Source organism: Sporosarcina sp. P3, assembly GCF_002743415.1.
GTDB lineage: Bacteria > Bacillota > Bacilli > Bacillales_A > Planococcaceae > Sporosarcina > Sporosarcina ureae_A.
Genome location: NZ_PDZE01000002.1, coordinates 14,640 through 32,886, shown reverse-complemented (window position 1 = coordinate 32,886; position 18,247 = coordinate 14,640). Strand labels below are relative to the sequence as shown.

The 18,247-nt window shown below is 39.3% G+C and carries 17 protein-coding genes; 7 read left to right on the top strand and 10 right to left on the bottom strand.

What is annotated here, in order from left to right; genetic code table 11:
- Positions 1–49 precede the first annotated feature (49 nt).
- The 4 genes from CSV61_RS02295 to CSV61_RS02280 all read left to right on the top strand — a co-directional run bounded on the left by CSV61_RS02295 (position 50) and on the right by CSV61_RS02280 (position 2,938).
- Entirely contained in the window at positions 50–352 is a 303-nt protein-coding gene (locus tag CSV61_RS02295) for a hypothetical protein (RefSeq protein WP_083035302.1), read from the top strand.
- Positions 353–518: 166 nt separating this feature from the next.
- The gene (locus tag CSV61_RS02290; RefSeq protein WP_083035301.1) at positions 519–1,061 is read left to right on the top strand and encodes a peroxiredoxin; all 543 of its coding nucleotides are present in this window, start codon (positions 519–521) and stop codon (positions 1,059–1,061) included.
- 90 nt (positions 1,062–1,151) lie between these two features.
- Positions 1,152–1,607, top strand: coding sequence for a TlpA family protein disulfide reductase (locus CSV61_RS02285; RefSeq protein ID WP_099637970.1), 456 nt, complete (start codon positions 1,152–1,154; stop codon positions 1,605–1,607).
- 140 nt (positions 1,608–1,747) lie between these two features.
- Complete coding sequence (locus CSV61_RS02280) at positions 1,748–2,938, top strand: MFS transporter (RefSeq protein WP_369824268.1); 1,191 nt, start codon at positions 1,748–1,750, stop codon at positions 2,936–2,938.
- A gap of 151 nt (positions 2,939–3,089) precedes the next feature.
- Here the strand turns inward: CSV61_RS02280 and CSV61_RS02275 are convergent, their stop codons facing one another.
- The 6 genes from CSV61_RS02275 to CSV61_RS02250 form a co-directional block, all read right to left on the bottom strand.
- Entirely contained in the window at positions 3,090–3,977 is an 888-nt protein-coding gene (locus CSV61_RS02275; protein ID WP_083035298.1) for a transcriptional regulator CcpC, read from the bottom strand.
- Positions 3,964–5,403, bottom strand: a complete 1,440-nt coding sequence (locus CSV61_RS02270; RefSeq protein WP_199173580.1) for an MDR family MFS transporter — start codon at positions 5,401–5,403, stop codon at positions 3,964–3,966. The genes CSV61_RS02275 and CSV61_RS02270 overlap by 14 nt, the downstream gene beginning before the upstream one ends.
- Before the next feature lie 141 nt (positions 5,404–5,544).
- On the bottom strand, positions 5,545–5,982 hold the full coding sequence (gene cbpB / locus CSV61_RS02265; RefSeq protein WP_099637967.1) for a cyclic-di-AMP-binding protein CbpB: 438 nt from the start codon (positions 5,980–5,982) through the stop codon (positions 5,545–5,547).
- Between the two features lie 134 nt (positions 5,983–6,116).
- A complete protein-coding gene (locus CSV61_RS02260) occupies positions 6,117–6,350 on the bottom strand; it encodes a hypothetical protein (protein WP_099637966.1) in 234 nt (77 codons plus the stop codon).
- A 184-nt stretch (positions 6,351–6,534) separates the two neighbouring features.
- Positions 6,535–7,404: an NAD(P)-dependent oxidoreductase gene (locus CSV61_RS02255; RefSeq protein WP_099637965.1), complete on the bottom strand. Its 870-nt coding sequence runs from the start codon at positions 7,402–7,404 to the stop codon at positions 6,535–6,537.
- Between the two features lie 191 nt (positions 7,405–7,595).
- A complete protein-coding gene (locus CSV61_RS02250; protein ID WP_099637964.1) occupies positions 7,596–7,763 on the bottom strand; it encodes an aspartyl-phosphate phosphatase Spo0E family protein in 168 nt (55 codons plus the stop codon).
- Positions 7,764–7,982: 219 nt separating this feature from the next.
- Between CSV61_RS02250 and CSV61_RS02245 the strand changes: the two genes are divergently transcribed.
- Together CSV61_RS02245 and CSV61_RS02240 are read left to right on the top strand one after the other, a co-directional pair.
- Positions 7,983–8,174: a YkvS family protein gene (locus CSV61_RS02245; RefSeq protein ID WP_099637963.1), complete on the top strand. Its 192-nt coding sequence runs from the start codon at positions 7,983–7,985 to the stop codon at positions 8,172–8,174.
- A gap of 59 nt (positions 8,175–8,233) precedes the next feature.
- On the top strand, positions 8,234–8,887 hold the full coding sequence (locus CSV61_RS02240) for a hypothetical protein (protein WP_099637962.1): 654 nt from the start codon (positions 8,234–8,236) through the stop codon (positions 8,885–8,887).
- A gap of 60 nt (positions 8,888–8,947) precedes the next feature.
- Here the strand turns inward: CSV61_RS02240 and CSV61_RS02235 are convergent, their stop codons facing one another.
- Positions 8,948–10,330, bottom strand: a complete 1,383-nt coding sequence (locus tag CSV61_RS02235) for an ATP-binding protein (RefSeq protein WP_099637961.1) — start codon at positions 10,328–10,330, stop codon at positions 8,948–8,950.
- A gap of 183 nt (positions 10,331–10,513) precedes the next feature.
- Between CSV61_RS02235 and CSV61_RS02230 the strand changes: the two genes are divergently transcribed.
- On the top strand, positions 10,514–12,268 hold the full coding sequence (locus CSV61_RS02230) for a B12-binding domain-containing radical SAM protein (protein ID WP_099637960.1): 1,755 nt from the start codon (positions 10,514–10,516) through the stop codon (positions 12,266–12,268).
- Positions 12,269–12,316: 48 nt separating this feature from the next.
- On the opposite strand, the gene CSV61_RS02225 is transcribed toward CSV61_RS02230, so the two are convergent.
- The 3 genes from CSV61_RS02225 to CSV61_RS02215 all read right to left on the bottom strand — a co-directional run bounded on the left by CSV61_RS02225 (position 12,317) and on the right by CSV61_RS02215 (position 18,199).
- Positions 12,317–13,666 carry a TrkH family potassium uptake protein gene (locus CSV61_RS02225; protein ID WP_099637959.1) on the bottom strand — a complete coding sequence of 450 codons (1,350 nt, stop codon included), beginning with the start codon at positions 13,664–13,666 and terminating at the stop codon, positions 12,317–12,319.
- A 161-nt stretch (positions 13,667–13,827) separates the two neighbouring features.
- Positions 13,828–14,595: a TerC family protein gene (locus tag CSV61_RS02220; protein WP_369824267.1), complete on the bottom strand. Its 768-nt coding sequence runs from the start codon at positions 14,593–14,595 to the stop codon at positions 13,828–13,830.
- A gap of 433 nt (positions 14,596–15,028) precedes the next feature.
- Positions 15,029–18,199: an efflux RND transporter permease subunit gene (locus CSV61_RS02215; RefSeq protein WP_099637957.1), complete on the bottom strand. Its 3,171-nt coding sequence runs from the start codon at positions 18,197–18,199 to the stop codon at positions 15,029–15,031.
- Positions 18,200–18,247 lie beyond the last annotated feature (48 nt).

The following is an 18,247-nucleotide window of genomic DNA, read 5'->3' as shown; positions in this document are numbered from 1 at the left end:
TTCGCAAATGACATAGTAGAATGAAACCATATATTGAGGAGGGATTCAGTTGGAAGACCATTTATTTTTTTATTTGGACTCTGATGCCAAGCGGAATCGAAAAGCCGAGCCCGCAACAAAAGAAAATTATCTAGAAGGAATTTTTCTAGTAAACAATAAGAAAATCCGAACGTGGAAAGAGATGGCTTCTCATTGTGTAGAGTGCATGGAACCATTACATTATAGCGATGAATTTGACGCACGTTACTGCAAGGATTGCGATGAATGGCGGGAAATGATTTGCGATCCAAATTGTAAAACTTGTCAAACACGCCCAGTAAAACCTTCTGACTGCAAACAAGATTTTGAGTAAAAACATACTCAAACCCTAAATATATAAGGTTTACCGCTCTTTATACTAATTGTTATTATCTTCAAGTCATCCCAATTGAATTCAACTTGGAACTTTGTTATTCTATATAAGAATTGTGCAACACAGTCATGACGTTGTACAAAAGACTAATTGGGGGTTTTATATAATGGCTGAACGAATGGTAGGTAGACAGGCTCCAGATTTTACAATGGAAGCAGTACTAGCTGATAAATCTTTTGGTAGAGTTAGTTTGCAAGAGAACATTAAAAATGACAAATGGACAGTTCTTTTCTTCTATCCAATGGACTTCACTTTTGTATGTCCAACAGAAATTACTGCTATGTCAGATCGTTACGACGAGTTTGAAGACTTGGATGCAGAAGTAATCGGTGTTTCTACTGATACTATCCATACTCACCTTGCTTGGATCAACACAGATCGTAAAGATAATGGTCTTGAACAACTAAAATACCCACTAGCAGCCGATACTAACCATTCTGTTTCACGCGAATACGGTGTATTGATCGAAGAAGAAGGTATTGCATTGCGCGGCCTTTACATCATCAATCCTGAAGGTGAACTTCAGTATCAGACAGTATTCCACAACAACATTGGCCGTGACGTTGACGAAACTCTTCGTGTACTACAAGCACTACAAACTGGCGGTCTTTGCCCTGCAAACTGGCGTCCAGGTCAAGAAACTCTTTAATTTTTTGGACAACCATCCCCACACGTTACATTAATCGTGGGGATTTTTTTATCACATCATATATAACCAATTGGCTAGGAGGAATTCTTGATGAAATTACGTGAACAAATGCCTGAACTACAAGGGGCTACTACTTGGTTGAATGGCGAAACTTCTAAATCGGAACTCATTGGAGAAAAACCGACACTTGTACACTTCTGGTCTGTTAGTTGTCACATGTGCAAAGAAGCAATGCCCGATGTAAACAATTTCAGAGATCAGTACAAAGACGAGCTAAATGTTGTGGCTGTACACATGCCACGTTCAGAAGATGATGTCGATTTGGAACAAATCAAGAACGTAGCAGCAGAGCATGATATTACACAACCAATCTTCGTAGATAGCGAATTAAAGTTAAACGACGCATTTGAAAACCAATATGTCCCTGCCTACTATGTCTTTGACAAAGATGGTCAGTTACGTCACTTTCAAGCTGGCGGCAGTGGTATGAAAATGCTTGAAAAACGTGTGAATCGTGTACTAGACGAAATGAAAAAAGAAGATTAATCTCACCAACGACTCCTTGGCAAAAGGAGTCGTTTTTTCATGTCTACTGTCCTCACAGTATGCCCTACCAAGCACAATACAGACATTGCCAATATTTTATGATACGATTAGTGAAAAGTTTTTGGAAAGCGAGCTACCAAATGAATAAAATCCCTACAAATATTGCACTTATTATCCTCATGTTCAATATGTTCATCGCCATGGCTGGTGTCGGCTTGATCATTCCCATCATGCCTGAGTTTTTAGCTACTTTCGGGGTGGCAGGACGCGCACTCGGTTTATTAATTGCCATGTTCTCTTTCGCACAATTTATTTTCTCTCCCATTTCAGGAAATCTTTCAGATAAATACGGTAGAAAAAATATTATTATTTTTGGATTGATGATCTACGGTCTTTCTCAACTAGCATTCAGTTTATCAACTGAGCTATGGATGCTCTACGTTGCACGATTCTTTTCAGGCTTCGGTGCCGCCTTTATTGTTCCACCTACCATGGCATTTGTAGCAGATATTACATCAATTAAAAATCGTGGTCGTGGAATGGGATTACTTGGCGCTTCCATGTCTTTAGGTTTTATGATAGGTCCTGGAATCGGTGGATTTTTATCTAAAATCAGCTTATACTTCCCATTTTATTTTGCTGCATCGGCTTCTGTTTTAGCAGCAGTTGTGTCTTTACTGCTTCTACCAAATCCTAAGCCAGTAGTACAAGGAATCACACTGAACGAAAACATTTTTCAGCAAATGCGTAGATCTACACAAACACCGTATTTCGTTATGTTGATTGTCATGTTTGTATTTTCATTCGGATTAGCTAACTTTCAATCCACCATCTCGTTATACGTAGATCAAAAATACAATTATACACCTTCTCAAATCGCAGTTATCATTACGGTTGGCGGATTTGTCGGCGTCATTATCCAGACTTTTGTCATCGATCGTTTGTTCAAACGTTTTGGAGAAATGCGTATCATTCTAATCAACTTAGTCATAGCGGCTTTTGCTATGTTAGGAATTTTATTCGTCAATACATTTTTCACTATCCTTTTGGTTGCAACGATTTTCTCTACTACCACTGCATTATTACGGCCTGCAGTCAACACGTTAGTGTCGAAACTTGCCGGGCAAGAACAAGGCTACGCAGCCGGTATGATGAATGCCTATATGAGTCTAGGAAACATGATTGGTCCAGCTACAGCGGGATACATATTCGACATCAATAGGGAATCACCCTATATAGTTGGCACGATCATTCTATTACTTTGCTTTATTCTTGCGTTGTACTGGGCTCGGAACAATAAGTCACTTATAGAGTCCGCGAGAACATCATAAACAGTATCATGATAGTAGTCGTCGATGGACATTTCAGACAGAGGTTTGCCACTAGTTATACACGATTCTTAATACAAAAAATGAAGACAAACTCTTTTACTACAGTAGTTTGCCTTCATTATGATGAACTTTCACGATTAGTGGAAGTTTTTTATTGATCTTTCCTTAATAACTCTGCGTAATCCTGCACAATCTCTACAAATGCTTTCACTTGCTTCAGCTCAAATGTGGAACCATATCCAATCAACCATGTATCACGTGTCAGCTCAAACTCTTCTTCACTATTTAGCAGCGGAATTAGATTGACTTTCTCATCCCCTGACAATGTGATGGAAGGCAGTATGGCATAGCCGATCCCTTTTAACGCAAGCTGCTTGCACATTTCAATCTGATCCACTATGATCTGGCGACTTGGATTTTGATTGAAATGCTTATTCCACCAGCGCTGTATTTCCATGTAGTAGTTCGAATCACTTTTATATTGAATGAAATGTCGATTGGTGTCTTTTAATTCATCAATGGTTGAGATTTCAGAATCCACTAGATATAACTGATCACGAAATAAGTAGACACGATTACTTTTCCAATCTGTTTGCCCTCTAACAATACCGATATGTGCTTCCCCTTCATACAAAGCTTTGGAGATTTCTGAACTCCATCCTGTCATCAAAGAAATTTTGGCATCTGGATAAAGCGCCACATAGTCTTTCAATACTTGAGGCAGCCAAGTCTGACCAATTATAGAGGCGCAAGCAATCTTCAATGTTCCATGTACTTTATCTTCAAGTGAGGCGATCAATTCCATCGTCTCGTCTTTCTTTGCCAATGATTCCTGTGCGTAGCTGATGACGTGTTCACCCGCTGGCGTCGGTTCTAGGCCTTTTTGTGAACGGATGAACAACTGCATCCCCCACTCTTTTTCAATCGTCTGAAGGCGCTGTGACAAAGCAGGCTGTGACAAATGAAGACGCTCTGATGCTTTACGCATATTGCCTTCTTCAGCCAACGCTTTAATAATATCCAGTTCAATGGTTGACATGATCTTGCACCTTCCCTCGTGGAATTCGTAAAATCAATAATAAGCTAAGAACTGCAAATAATGCAATCGCTATGTACACCCAATGCAATGAGCTTTCTAAACCATGTTGTAAACTGACTAACTCTTGTGTTGTAATCATCGAGCGACCGTCATCGGTTAACAATGTATTCACGTCATCAATCGTGTAGGGCAATTTCTCTTTCGTAAAATAGGTAATGAGTGCACCATTTAAAATTGCTCCAAACATAGAAGCACCAACTGTATTGCCAAAGTTCTTCATGAACATATTCGCCGCAGTAGCTGAACCTCTTTGTACACGTGGTACAGCCCCTTGAATCGTAACGATGAAAGATGTATTGGTCAGCCCCATTCCAACACCTATGAAGAAGCTTGAACATCCCGCCCATACCGGTCCCAGTGTGGTGTTCATGAAGACAAACATCATCGTGCCGATTACCAGAGACACACCGCCAGCAAACGAAACGAGAAACGGGCCGAAACGTATGAGTAAATGCCCCGCCAGCGAGGAGGCTAAAGGCCAGCCAATCGACATGGCAGTTAATGTGAAACCTGCTATGATTGCTGGTTGTTCCATAACTCCGGATACGTAAGTAGGTAAATAAGAGGAGACCCCAATTAAAATAACGCCAGTAGTCAACGACACGAGATTTGCATATAAAATAACAGGGTTTTTCCAAATACTAAACGAGATCAGTGGATCCTTCGCCAGCTTCTCTTGTCTGAAAAACAACCAAAATGAAATGCCAGACAGTACAATTAATGCTATGCCGAATGCTGAAAAACGTCCGAATCCTTGACCTCCCTCTACAAGCCAAATTAAGATCGTAGACAATGCAGACGTCAGTAGAAAAGCACCTTTGTAATCGATAGAAGCCTTTTTAGTTTCTTTTGGTTCATGGAAAAAGAAATAAATGACACCCATTGATAATAGTCCAAGCGGGACGTTCACCCAAAATATGTATTGCCAGCTAACGTACTGTACAATCAATCCACCAATAACAGGACCTGAAACTGCCGATACGCCCCACACACTCGACAAGTATCCTTGTATCTTCGCACGCTCTTCCGTTGAATAAATATCACCAATAATCGTAGTCGCAATCGGCATAACAGCCCCTGCTCCTAGACCTTGTATAAGGCGGTAGACAATCAACTGCTCCATCGAGACGGCAAAGCCACAAAGTATGGAACCGATCAAAAAAATCGTCAACCCCATAAAAAAAATTGGCTTTCGCCCAAATAAATCCGCTAACTTTCCATAAATTAATACCGTCACAGTACTCATTAATAAATAAGATGAGAATATCCAACTATAGCGTGAAAACCCACCTAATTCAGAAGCAATCGTCGGCATCGCAGTAGTAACAATTGTCGCCTCCACTGCCCCTACAAACATAGCAAGCATCACGGCAGCAAGAACAAAGGGCCGATTCGTTTCCTTGCGCACAGCTATTTCAACTCCTTCTATTAGAAAAAGACTCCTATATCGGAGCCCTTTACTATTTTACTATAGTACTTGCTTTACTGCTCTATTACAGTAGGTGTATTACACGTTGTAAATGTACTTTTTAAATTCTTTCATAACCACACGTCTCGTAATAATGCCGGCAAATGTTCCATCTTCTTCAGTGACGCATAAAAACGGATGATTAATCAATAAATCTACTGCACGTTGAAAACGGTCACTCACACGAATCGTTGGCAGATTCGTATCCATAATTTCATCTACTTTTATATCTTCTAATCTTTCATATTCAATGCGTTCCATACCTAAAATAGAATCTGTAATCATCCCAATTCCGAGGAGCCCTTTTAAATGATACTGATTATCCAGTACAGGGATTGCAGAATAGCCAGTCTTGGTCAAAACAAGTAATGCATGCTCTGCATTATTGCCAATTTGCACGTGAGCAACTTTTTCCGAAGAAATAATTTGATCCACGATAGGCGCGGTAAGAAAGTCTTTATTGTTTATAGAAACCATTGGTGATCGCTCCTTCTGTTCTTCATCTACATACATGTACCTAAAAGTCCGTTTACTGCTTCATATCTATCATACCACAAAAAGCCAATTCCGACCTCAAAAGAAAGCGGATTCATAAAACAAAAAAACCTCTTTCATGAATAGAAAGAGGCCCAATAATAAAAAATGACGATAAAGATAAAAGCTGAAGCAACCATGATGATCCACAGTAATGGGTTCATAGCATATGGATGCTCCGCTGCAATATCAGGTATTTTGTTCTTTTCGTTCAACTGAAAAGAACGACTCGTTTTCCTAGCTCCAGCTAATCCGATCCCCAGCATAATGGCTGATACAAACACCATTGGCCATAACCAAAAATCCCACATCATAACTCCCTCCTTTTCGCTCATACTATAGTAAAGAGCATGTGCAATTAGTGAGTAAGTATGCGGATTTTACACTCAGTGGATTATTCGCAAATAGATGCTCTTCCGTTTACTGTACAACAGATTTGCCCTTGCGTGCTTTTTACACACTAAACATAAAGCAGATATCATAATTGTTTACGTCTTACTTTGTATATTTTTTAATCAGAACCTGCGTTCCTTTTTCCCCATAACCTTTTGCAAGTAAATCTGCATACATATCATGAGCGAGCTGTAATCCTGGCAATTTAAGGTTCAGTCTTTCTGATTCCTGTAATGCAATATGTAAATCCTTCACAAAATGTTTTACATAAAACCCCGGTTCATAATTTTCGTTAATAATTCGTGGTCCAAGATCAGATAAACTAAATGAATTCGCTGCACCCGACGTGACGGATTGTAACATCGTATCCGGATCAAGACCCGATTCCATAGCGTACGCAATTGCTTCGCATGCCCCTATCATATTTCCAGCGACTGTAATTTGATTGCACATTTTAGCGTGTTGTCCCGCTCCTGCTTCTCCTTGATAGACAATTTGTTTGCCGAAAACAGATAAAATCGGTAATAATTTTTCAAATAATTCTTTTTGACCTCCACACATAATAGATAGCGTACCATTTCGAGCTCCAGTATCTCCACCCGATACAGGCGCATCCAGTGAATCCATTTGTAACGAAGTCGCCTTTTCTGCAATGGCAATAGCTAGTTCCGGACTCGAAGTCGTCATATCCACTACGATTTGAGAAGGATGACCGTTCGCCAATATACCTTGATCGGATAAATACACTTCTTCTACATCAGCGGGCATACCGATCATCGTAAAAATAATATCCGCATGTTCAATAGCTTCCGCTACATTGTTTGCCCATTTTGCCCCTAATGCCACAAGCGGTTCAGCTTTTGATTTCGTTCTTGTGAATACGGTTACTTCATAAGACGCCGTTAGCAAATGCTTGACGATACTCGAACCCATAACACCTGTACCAATGAATGCAATCTTTTCTCTTTGCATATTTTCACTCCTCATTATGTATGATAATCTCTATCGTACAGAAGTTGAAATATTTTTACAATTAAACAAAAAAAGAGGACCAATACAAGATTGGTCCACAAAAGGGGGAAATGAGAATGTTGCTGTGTTCTTTTATATTGTTCCCACTTTTATTATGAGTTAAACATTCATTTTGTATAAATCCGAAATAGTTATATTTCTTTTTTACCATTGAATTTATTAATTAATACATCTAATTTACGACTAAGTTCTATGGTATTTTCGGCGTTCATACCATACTTTTCCGCAGCCTGTATTAATTGCTCTCTAACTCGTTCTATTTCTAGTTTGCAATTACGCACTACTTGCACACCTTCCATCTGTAAATACTCTACTCTTTAATATACCAACAACATACTATGATTAAACCGAAATACTATCGATATTTTTCGACAAAATGTATAGATCTATTTTTCTATAGTTTCTGAAGATAAGGCTTTACGTTTTGTAGATTATCAGGCAAACTATAAAGGAATTCCCATAATACAGTTTCGTATTTTTGCTTCACATGAATAATAACTGAAGAAAGGGTGGTTAGAATGACGATTGCAGAAATTGGTGATATCATTGAATTCAAAGAGGGCTTACAAGGGATTGTTGAAAAAGTGAACGAAAACTCTGTAATTGTAGACTTAAGGTATATGGAAGACTTCGACGAATCAGTAATGCAAGAAAAAACAGTGGTCAACCATAAACGTTACATCATCTTACACAACAGCACACAAGATTGAAACCTTCTTTGCTGTGATCCGTCCAATAAAATAGAATAGTATATGAAGGAGTGGTACAAATGAACAACAAATGGCGTATTATTTTCACTTCACTGACCGCCTCGATCATGCTTGCAGCGTGCGGAACATCTGATGCAGAACCAGAAAAAGATACAACAGGTAATGCTATAGAAGAACCTGCTGCTCCAGAAACAGATGTAGAAGAAAGTACTTCTTCCGAAAATGAAACAGAAATCGAAACAGACACAGCCACAGAAGGAGAAGCAACCGAAGAGGCGATGAAAGATGCCGTGGAAACAACAAGCGATGAACAGGAATACTCCATGATGGTGCTCCCTGGATATACACTGACAAGTGAAGAACCAGGCAGAGACAGTCTATATCTTGACGAAGATAGTGAAATGTTTATGCGAATTGAAGTTATAGCTATTGATGAAGAATCGTATTCTTTCGAGGAACTCTATGAAAATATGGAAGAGTTATTGATGGCTTCAAGTGGCGGGGAAACACCAGACGAGATTACAGATGAAACAGATCTTCCCCAAGCTGACGATATTACATCGGTTAAAGGTGCGGTCGTAGATTCTACTGAAGGGTATTTCACAGGCTATGTCATTGAACGTGAAGACAAGTTAATTCGTGCAACCATTTATGCCAAAGAAGATAACGAACATATGGAAGAATTCAAAAACATGGCAGCGACCATCAAGTAATATTGCCAATGCAAAAAGGCCGATCCCTTTGGATCGGCCTTTTATTCGTTGAACTCTCTGTCATTTCGATGATATTACAGGAATTAGAGGAAAGGATAAATGGAAGACTGTTCCTTTACCCATTTCACTAGTAACAGATATAGATCCTCCATGTTCTTGAATGGTTTTCTTCACGAATGGAAGTCCTAAACCAGTCCCGCCTGGTTTGTCTGTCACAAATGGCAAGAAAATAGTTTCAAGCATTTCTTCTTCCATTCCAGCACCTGTATCGGATATAAAGATATCCACATTTTGCTGATCCCCTTCGCTTATTATGATAGACAATGTATCATTTGCCTTCATAGCTTCCATTGCATTTTTAATCAAATTTATAAATACTTGTTTAATACGGCTCGGATTTGCTTGAATTAGTAAAGATCCCTTGGCATTAAATTCATTCACTAAATGAATTTGATCCAATAATGCTTTAGGACGGAGCAATATAAGTACTTCTTCTACTAAAACGGATAACGAAAATATAGTAATTTCGTCAACTGCTGGTTTTGATAGTACTAACATCTCATTTAATATTTCGTTCATGCGCTTGACTTCGTCTTGAATAACGTTGACATACATTTTTGCGTTACCCGTTACTTCGTGTTCCAGGAGTTGGAGAAACCCTTGTAATGTTGTCATCGGATTACGTACTTCATGTGCAATACTTGCAGCAATTTCTCCAGTCGTGCATAATTGGTCGGAGTGCGCAAGTTGTTCAAATAAACGTTCTTGCTCAGTAACATCTACAATTCGTAAAATAAACATTTGTGTTTTACAGTCCAATGTCAAATTCACTTCTTGATAACGCTGTATTCCCTTAAATGTGTAAGACATCTTTACTTTCGATGATTCCTGAGTTAGTGCCTTTAAGACGTATTCTTCAAAAGTAAACGGAGAAGTTGGGACCATTAAATTAAAAATGTCTTTTAGATGTAGAGGTTCACAAGAAGCTTGGCAAGGAAACATTTCCGAAAATAAATCATTCGCCGAAATAATATAACCCGATTCATTCACTAGCGCCATTGGCATAATCGCCTTTACATAGGCGCTTTCATAAAGTTGATGCAATTTATGACTTTGTTCACCAATTTTTATTGTTAAAATCGCCCTACCGCTATATTGCTGGTATATAATATAACAAGGCTCAGGTTTTTTATTCAGCACCTCTAGGTGACCAATTAATACATTTTGATCAGCTATCGTTTCTTCTTTTAACAGAAGCAAACGTTTCTCTATTTGTTCTAACAAACTTTGATCAAATATTTCAGATATATGGTGTGGTATAAAGTCTTTAGGCATTAGTAATTTAACAGCTTCTGTCATATCAAGAATATCGCCATCTTTATCTAAGACGATTTTAAAAAGTGAACTTTCTAGATAACGATTGATATTTAGTGTTTTCAACACTGTGGCAGTACCCCCTCAACTCAATTGCACCTATCCATTATGGACCTGTAAGACATTACAAACTTTGTAAATAATTTCTGAGTGATTCTTATTATGCCATATTGACGCTCTTGTTCACATAGGACTATAGTCCGCTTTTGTTTTCTCAATTATTTATTTTACTTGAAGATTAGGAGTTTTACTATGAATATTGTCTTATCTACATTGAATGCTAAATATATACACACGAATATCGCAATACGTTATTTAAAAGCGTATGCAGCACCGGAGTTTCATTGTGAGCTGGCGGAATTCACCATTCACGATCCTACACTTTCTATCGTCTCAGAACTGTATCAACATACACCAGACGTCGTTGGTTTCAGCGTGTATATTTGGAATATAGAAGAAACTATAAAAGTGATTCGCCTACTTAAACTAACAAGCCCTAAAACCGTTATAGTCTGTGGCGGGCCTGAAGTCACATATGATTATGACCAATGGTTAGAAAGGGTTCCAGAAATCGATATTATTGCGATAGGTGAAGGTGAAAAAACCTTTAAAGATATACTTCAAGCAGTAGATGGACAAACAGATCTTTCCTCCGTACAAGGCATTGCCTATCGAACAGACGGAAAGTTGAAAATCACAGCTCCAGGTCCTAAATTGGATCTACGTGAACTACCTTCCCCTTTCCGTTTTCCAGAGGATGTTGCGCATTTGTCAAATCGTGTCATGTACATTGAAACAAGCCGCGGTTGCCCATTTTCCTGTCAATTCTGCCTTTCTTCAATTGAAGTCGGTGTTCGATACTTCAATCGAGACGCAATAAAAGAAGACATTCGCTATTTAATGCAGAATGGTGCTAAAACCATTAAATTTGTCGATCGCACCTTCAATATTAGTAGAAGTTATGCGATGGAAATGTTTCAGTTTCTTATAGATGAACACTTGCCCGGTACTGTATTTCAGTTTGAAATAACTGGTGATATCATGCGACCAGAAGTGATTCAGTTTTTAAATGAAAATGCACCGAAGGGCCTATTCCGATTTGAAATTGGGGTTCAATCTACTAATGATTTAACAAATGAACTAGTTAAGAGAAGACAAAATTTCACTAAATTATCACGCACAGTCACGATGGTTAAAGAAGGCGGAAAAATTGATCAGCACCTTGATTTAATTGCCGGACTACCCGAAGAAGATTATGCGTCTTTCCGCGACACGTTTAATGAAGTGTTTGCTTTACGACCTGAAGAATTACAATTAGGCTTTTTGAAGCTACTGCGCGGCACTGGTTTACGTATCCAAGCAGAACAATATGGGTATCGTTACATCGACACCGCTCCTTATGAAATTGTATCAAACAACGTCCTGTCCTTTGATGATATGCTGAAGATCAAACAAACAGAAGACATTCTCGAAAAATATTGGAATTCAGGTCGATTTATACACTCTATGGAATATATCGTAACGGAATTGGTCGATACACCTTTTGACTTCTTCCAACTGTTCGGAGACTTTTGGGAAAAACAAGGCTGGTCACGAATCGGTCATCAGTTCGAAGACTTATTCACTCGCTTGGAACGTTTCCTAGAAGAAGTATTGAAAATGGATACGTCTATTGCAGTTAGTCTATTGAAGATGGATTATTTACTTCACCAAAAGTTCTTACCTAGAAAGATCTGGTGGAATACTGTAGTACCAGAAGAACAGCTAAAAGAAGTTTATCAGACCATTTTACGTTCTCCACACTTGCTCGGTGATTCATTTGAGTCGACTGGTTATACGGAACGAACTATCCGGAAGCAAGTTTTCGTTACGAAAACCTCTGCTCAATTGAAAGAAGATCTTTCTGTCATAAAAAATCCTGGTTATCTTATTGTACAATACACTCCAGGTGAAAAAGCACAGCACTACCATTTGCCCGAACAAATACTGGAAACTGTCTCTCCATAATAAAACCGCAGCATGCGAAAATTCGCTTGCTGCGGTTTTTATTTTGACTTAACCGATAATGACACGCTCTTTTGGATAATGATACGGTGTTTTATTCGATTTGCCACCGATTGTATAAATGAACGAGATCAACCCTACTCGTCCAATGAACATCAGTACCATAATAATCAACTTACCGAACACTGATAAATCACCTGTAATACCAAGTGACATACCACACGTTCCGAAAGCTGATGTGATTTCAAATAGCAATGGAATAACAGGGATCCCAGGCTCTGTAAGTAACAGTAATAGTAATGCCGCTAACACCATAAAACACGCGACAAGAATAACCGCATACGAACGGAATACGTCAATCAATTTAATTTGGCGTTTAAAAATGTGTATGACGTCATTCCCCTTTGCAAAGTTAATGAGAAATAATAACGCAATAGCAAATGTTGTCGTACGGATTCCTCCACCTACAGAACTTGGCGAAGCACCTATGAACATAAGCGCACTAACAAAAATATCTGTTGCTTCACTGAATTGCGTCACGTCGTATGTCACAAGACCTGCAGAGCGCGCAGAAACCGAATGGAATAATGCGGTGAAAAATTGTTGGTGCCAACTCATTCCTTTAAATGAATTGAATGATTCTAGCAACCAAATAGTTAATGTACCTACTAGTAATAAAATACCGAATGTCGCTGTCGTAATCTTCGTAAAAAGTGAAAAGCGAAAATGGGGTACTTTTTTCGAAAAGAAGCTCTTCACTTCGATTAGGACGGGAAATCCAATAGCACCTAAAATAATCAAGATCATCAATATAAGTTGCACGAAATAATCATCATGATAAGGCATCATCGATGAACCGGTAATATCAAAACCCGCATTCGTAGTGGCAGACACCGCCATGAACATACCGTTCAACAACGCTTCACTAAATGAATTATAAAAACGATAAATATATAGTGTTAAAATACCGCCACCAATAATCTCAATGGCTACGATCAATTGAATGATTTGACGAATTAATTGAACGACGCCTTGTAATGTGTACTGATTGGTGTCAATCATAATCAATTGCCGCTCTCTCATGCCGATTTTCTTCTTTACAAGTAGCCAGAAAAAAGTTCCTAATGACATGATGCCGATACCACCGAGCTGAAGCACGAGCATGAGCATGCAAAGGCCGAATACGGAGTACGTTTCCCCGATACTAATAGGCGTCAATCCTGTTACGCTCACTGCGCTCACTGCGGTAAACAAACTATCTATAATGGCGACTTTCACACCTGGTTTATATACACCCGGCAAGTTCAGTAAAAGAAAAGAGGATGCAATCGCCAAAAAGTAGTAGAAAGCAATAATCTGTGCTGGCGTAAACTTATGAAAAACTTCCCTGGAAAGCCTCATCTTTTTCAAATTCCTTTCATAACGGAAACTTCATTTTCCTACTTTATCAAATCCCCTGATGAAAAGATAGCTATATACAGAACTTTACACTCTTTACATCATTCTAAACTACAGATAAAAAAACAGTCTCTCCAACATACTTGGAAGAGACTGTTTTCGTATTATCTATTCGCTTTCACTTTAGATTTTGCGACGGCCAGTAGATATCCGCCTACTGCCAAGACTAATAACACAGTCCAGAACGTCATTTTCCACAATGTTGAATGTGGGAATGCTTCAGGAATGATGAGTAGTTCAGGATGCGCAAGAGTTAGGACGACTAACTTAACACCAACCCAACCTACAATTAAGAATGCTGCTGTTTCCAATGTAGGATACTTTTCCAGCATCACTACGAATTGTTTCGCCGCAAAACGAATCATGATTAAACCAATCATACCACCCAACAACATGACTACGAACTGTCCTCCGTTAATGCCACCGACGTGGAAGTTACCTAACTCTGGCAACGTTACCGCAAGCGCAACAGCCGCGAGCATAGAGTCTAATGCGAACGCGATATCTGCAAGTTCCACTTTCAACACGGTCATCCAGAAACCTGATTGTTTTTTCGGCTTTTGATTTGGATGCCCCTCCGGCTTATGGGTAATTTTATCGTATATATTTTTACCCGATATGAACAACAAGTAAATAGCGCCGATGGCTTGTATCTCCCAGAACTTCACTAAAAATGTAATCATAAATAATGCAGTAAATCTAAAGACGAATGCCCCTAGTAAACCATAAAATAAAGCTTTCTTTTGTTGGAGTTTTGGTAAGTGTTTGACCATTACTGCCATTACTACGGCATTGTCTGTTGCTAATAGGCCTTCGAGCACGATTAATACTAAGAGTACCCATGCATATTCTACTAAAATCGGATCCAACATAATTCCTCCTTGTTTTCTACAAAATAAAAAGACCCTCACCTAATAATTAGGCAAAGGTCTCGCTAAGTCGGAATTTCACGTTCAAAATCCAGCTATCATAACCGATGACCGTCGAGGCAGTCACGTATTGACGATTATGAAATAGGTTTCCCTATAGCTACTCCCCTTTGACATTGCGTCAAAAGTTATTAAGATATCGGATACTTTTAAAGTATTATAACATGATAACTTTGATTTGCAAATGATTTAGGAGATGCCTATAGTGCTATTAAATTAAAAGCGCAGATGTTTGACGACATAAAAACAAGCACATTAGCATTCAACTCACTGTCGTATACATTACTAGTCCTACTATATTATTCTTTTGTGTAAATTATTCAACATCCTATAAAAAAGCCGGCAAATGGAAAATCCCATTTGCCGGCTTTTTGAATTACTTGGTTTCTCTCACAGTGACAGTTTCCGTTACTGTCTCGGTCACGGTGACCGTTTCAGTTACCGTGACGGGTTGATCTTCTTCCGTTACGGGTCGTGCTTTTTTTGGCGTCTTCATACCTCTGCGTGTGTCACGATCTAATAAACTGTAAATGATCGGAACAATATACAACGTCAGGAATGTTGAACTGATTAATCCACCAATTACTGCAATACCCATCGGCTGATTCAACTCAGAACCTTCACCGAGTCCTAGAGCTAGCGGTAGTAAGCCTAAAATAGTGGTCAGGGCCGTCATCAAGATAGGACGAACACGGTCGCGTACAGATGATATAATTGCATCGTACGAGCTGAGTCCTGCTTCTTTACGTTGATTAATATAATCAACCAATACAATCCCGTTGTTGACGACTATTCCCACTAATATGAGAAGACCGATGACTGCCGTTACACTGACCGGTGTGTTCGTAAAGACTAATCCCAGTGAAACACCAATTAGCATAAGAGGTACCGAAAACATGATAACGAATGGATATTTGAACGATTCGAACTGTGCAGCCATTACGATATATACTAAGACTACTGCCAATACAATCGCTAACAGCATATCGTTAATCGCGCTTTCAAATAACTCACGATCTCCACCGTATGAAAGTTCCACTTCACTAGGTAGATCCAGATCATCCACAATATCATTTACCTTTTTCGTCATATCCCCCAATGATTCACTGGATAGATATTTCACCGTAAAGGCGATGGAATGTGCTTGGTCTACACGCACAATGGTTGCAGGACCTTCTGCGATTTCGACATTCGCTATATCCTTCAACTTAACAAACGTGTCTAGCGGTGTTTTTAATTCCAATTCCTTTAGCTTATCTATACTATTGCGGAAACGCTCATCGTACCCTACGTTTACTCCGACTACTTCGCCAGTTTTCTCAAAGACGATTTGTGAAGCAAAGACACCTCGCGTAACGTCACTAACCGTTTGCGCGATTTGATACGGCGCCAATCCGACATCTGAAGCTTTTTCACGATCCACTTCAATTTTTATTTCTTCTACTGTATCTACTAAATCATTTTCCACATCTGTCACGGTATCCAGCTCACGTAACTTCTTATCTAACTTAGATACTGCATTACCTAAACGTTCTTCATTTGTATCATGAAGAGAGAATGATAATGTATTTGGACTTGATCCAGCAGCGGTTTGCAAATTGAAGCTAATTTCTGCATCATCACCGATTTCATGCTCGACGATTGGCTGTACTTTGTCTACAAATTCAAAGACAGAGCGATCACGTTCGTCGAGCGGAATTAGCTTCACATACACTTCCGCCATATTACTTTCTGATCCGCCTTGTGCCATGCTTTGTTGCGTTCCACCGACTAAACTGACGTACACTTCTACGTCGTCTTGCTTCTTCATTTCTTCTTCTATTCGTTTTACTACGTCGTCTGTCGCATCAAGTGAAGCACCATTTGGTAACGCAACATTAATACTGAAAGCCCCTTCATCCGTAGCAGGTAAGAATTCCGTTCCTACTTTTAAAATCCCGAATGCGCTTCCTGCCAATAAAACAGTCGTTAGTAGTAACACGAGTAAACGATGTCCTAATGCCCATTTAACAGATTTTTCGAATCTCTGATTTTTCTTCACATGGCTCTTTTTCTCGAGAGTTTCTTCAGTTGGCGTCTTCAACAAACGACTTGCCAGCATCGGCACGACAGTCAATGCAACGACTAACGATGCAAATAAACTGAATGAAATCGTTAATGCGAACTCCGTGAAGATTTGACCAATGATCCCCGTAATGAAGATTACCGGTACAAATACAGCTAGAGTAGTTAACGTAGACGCAGTTATAGCGCCGCCTACTTCCTTCGAACCATCTTTTGCTGCTTCAGTTGGCGTTTTCCCCATGGCTAAATGTCGCTCAATATTCTCTATCACGACAATCGCATTATCGACTAACATACCAATACCCAGCGCAAGTGCACCGAGTGTCATAATATTCAATGAGAAGTCTGCAAAATACATAAGAACAAATGTCACAATAACCGAGTACGGAATCGCAACGCCAATGATAATTGGGCTCTTAATTCCACGTAAGAAGACAAATAACACAAGCATGGCAAACAAACCACCGAGAATCAATGACTGACCGATATTGCCGATTGCCAGCTGTACATAGTCCCCTTGGTCAAAAATAACATCCGATTCAATATCTTTATATGCATCTTTCTCCAATAACTTATCCAATGACTTTTTAAACTCTTTAGAGACAGTTGCAGTATTGGCTCCCGACTCTTGAAGTACAGACAATAATACAGCCTGTTCGTCATTGGCTCGTGTTTCTGTTTGTACTTTCGGCTCCAACAGGGCTACGTCTGCTACGTCTGAGACTTTGATTTTGTCACCAGTCTGCGGATTGGCACCTATTTGGATACTTCGTACATCCGAGATACTCTGAATCGTACTTAAGATTCTTGTAGTTAACTTTCTTCCATCACTCGTGTCAATCGGATCGCCTGGCATAGATACATTACTAGCTTGTATCGCTTGCACGACGTCTGATTGTGCTAAACCATATTTTTTTAATTGATCAGGATCTAAAATCACTTGAACGTCTTCGATGATTTTACCTGACACGTTCACACTGGCTACACCTTCAATACGGCGTAATTCTTTCTCCAGCTCTTCTGCGATTTTTCGTATATCCGTATCTTTATCGACGGAACGTAAAGATAGTTGGATGACCGGAAATTGAGAAGGGTCAAATTTCATGAAACGTGGTTTATTAGCACCATCGGGCACCTCTACTTGATCAATCCGTTGGAGAATATCCATTTGGACATCATCAATCGAAGAATCCCAATCAAATTGTAGAAATACTAAGTTGGCGCCTTCTTGAGAAGAAGATTGCATCGACTTTAAGCCAGGAGCTGTCGATAAACTTTCTTCTAATGGTTTGGTAATTTTCTCGCTCACTTCTGTCGGTGAAGCACCCGGATAATTCGTGACAACTACTGCTACAGGCGGATTTAAGTCAGGAATCAATGTGACAGGGATTTTAAAGAAGGATACTGCACCCAAAATAATGACGAGAAACATGGTGACTAACGTAAATACGGGACGTTTGACCGAAAAGCTACTAATCTTCATTTATCTATTCCTCTCTTTTCTCAACACTCCAACTAAGGAGCCTTTTCA

Bases quoted from the DNA above. Each gene is read 5' to 3' on its own strand.
- CSV61_RS02290 (WP_083035301.1), top strand. From the start codon at position 519: ATGGCTGAACGAATGGTAGGTAGACAGGCTCCAGATTTTACAATGGAA.
- CSV61_RS02285 (WP_099637970.1), top strand. From the start codon at position 1,152: ATGAAATTACGTGAACAAATGCCTGAACTACAAGGGGCTACTACTTGG.
- CSV61_RS02280 (WP_369824268.1), top strand. From the start codon at position 1,748: ATGAATAAAATCCCTACAAATATTGCACTTATTATCCTCATGTTCAAT.
- CSV61_RS02275 (WP_083035298.1), bottom strand. From the start codon at position 3,977: ATGTCAACCATTGAACTGGATATTATTAAAGCGTTGGCTGAAGAAGGC.
- CSV61_RS02270 (WP_199173580.1), bottom strand. From the start codon at position 5,403: ATGCTTGCTATGTTTGTAGGGGCAGTGGAGGCGACAATTGTTACTACT.
- cbpB (WP_099637967.1), bottom strand. From the start codon at position 5,982: ATGGTTTCTATAAACAATAAAGACTTTCTTACCGCGCCTATCGTGGAT.
- CSV61_RS02260 (WP_099637966.1), bottom strand. From the start codon at position 6,350: ATGTGGGATTTTTGGTTATGGCCAATGGTGTTTGTATCAGCCATTATG.
- CSV61_RS02255 (WP_099637965.1), bottom strand. From the start codon at position 7,404: ATGCAAAGAGAAAAGATTGCATTCATTGGTACAGGTGTTATGGGTTCG.
- CSV61_RS02250 (WP_099637964.1), bottom strand. From the start codon at position 7,763: ATGGAAGGTGTGCAAGTAGTGCGTAATTGCAAACTAGAAATAGAACGA.
- CSV61_RS02245 (WP_099637963.1), top strand. From the start codon at position 7,983: ATGACGATTGCAGAAATTGGTGATATCATTGAATTCAAAGAGGGCTTA.
- CSV61_RS02240 (WP_099637962.1), top strand. From the start codon at position 8,234: ATGAACAACAAATGGCGTATTATTTTCACTTCACTGACCGCCTCGATC.
- CSV61_RS02230 (WP_099637960.1), top strand. From the start codon at position 10,514: ATGAATATTGTCTTATCTACATTGAATGCTAAATATATACACACGAAT.
- CSV61_RS02225 (WP_099637959.1), bottom strand. From the start codon at position 13,666: ATGAGGCTTTCCAGGGAAGTTTTTCATAAGTTTACGCCAGCACAGATT.
- CSV61_RS02220 (WP_369824267.1), bottom strand. From the start codon at position 14,595: ATGTTGGATCCGATTTTAGTAGAATATGCATGGGTACTCTTAGTATTA.
- CSV61_RS02215 (WP_099637957.1), bottom strand. From the start codon at position 18,199: ATGAAGATTAGTAGCTTTTCGGTCAAACGTCCCGTATTTACGTTAGTC.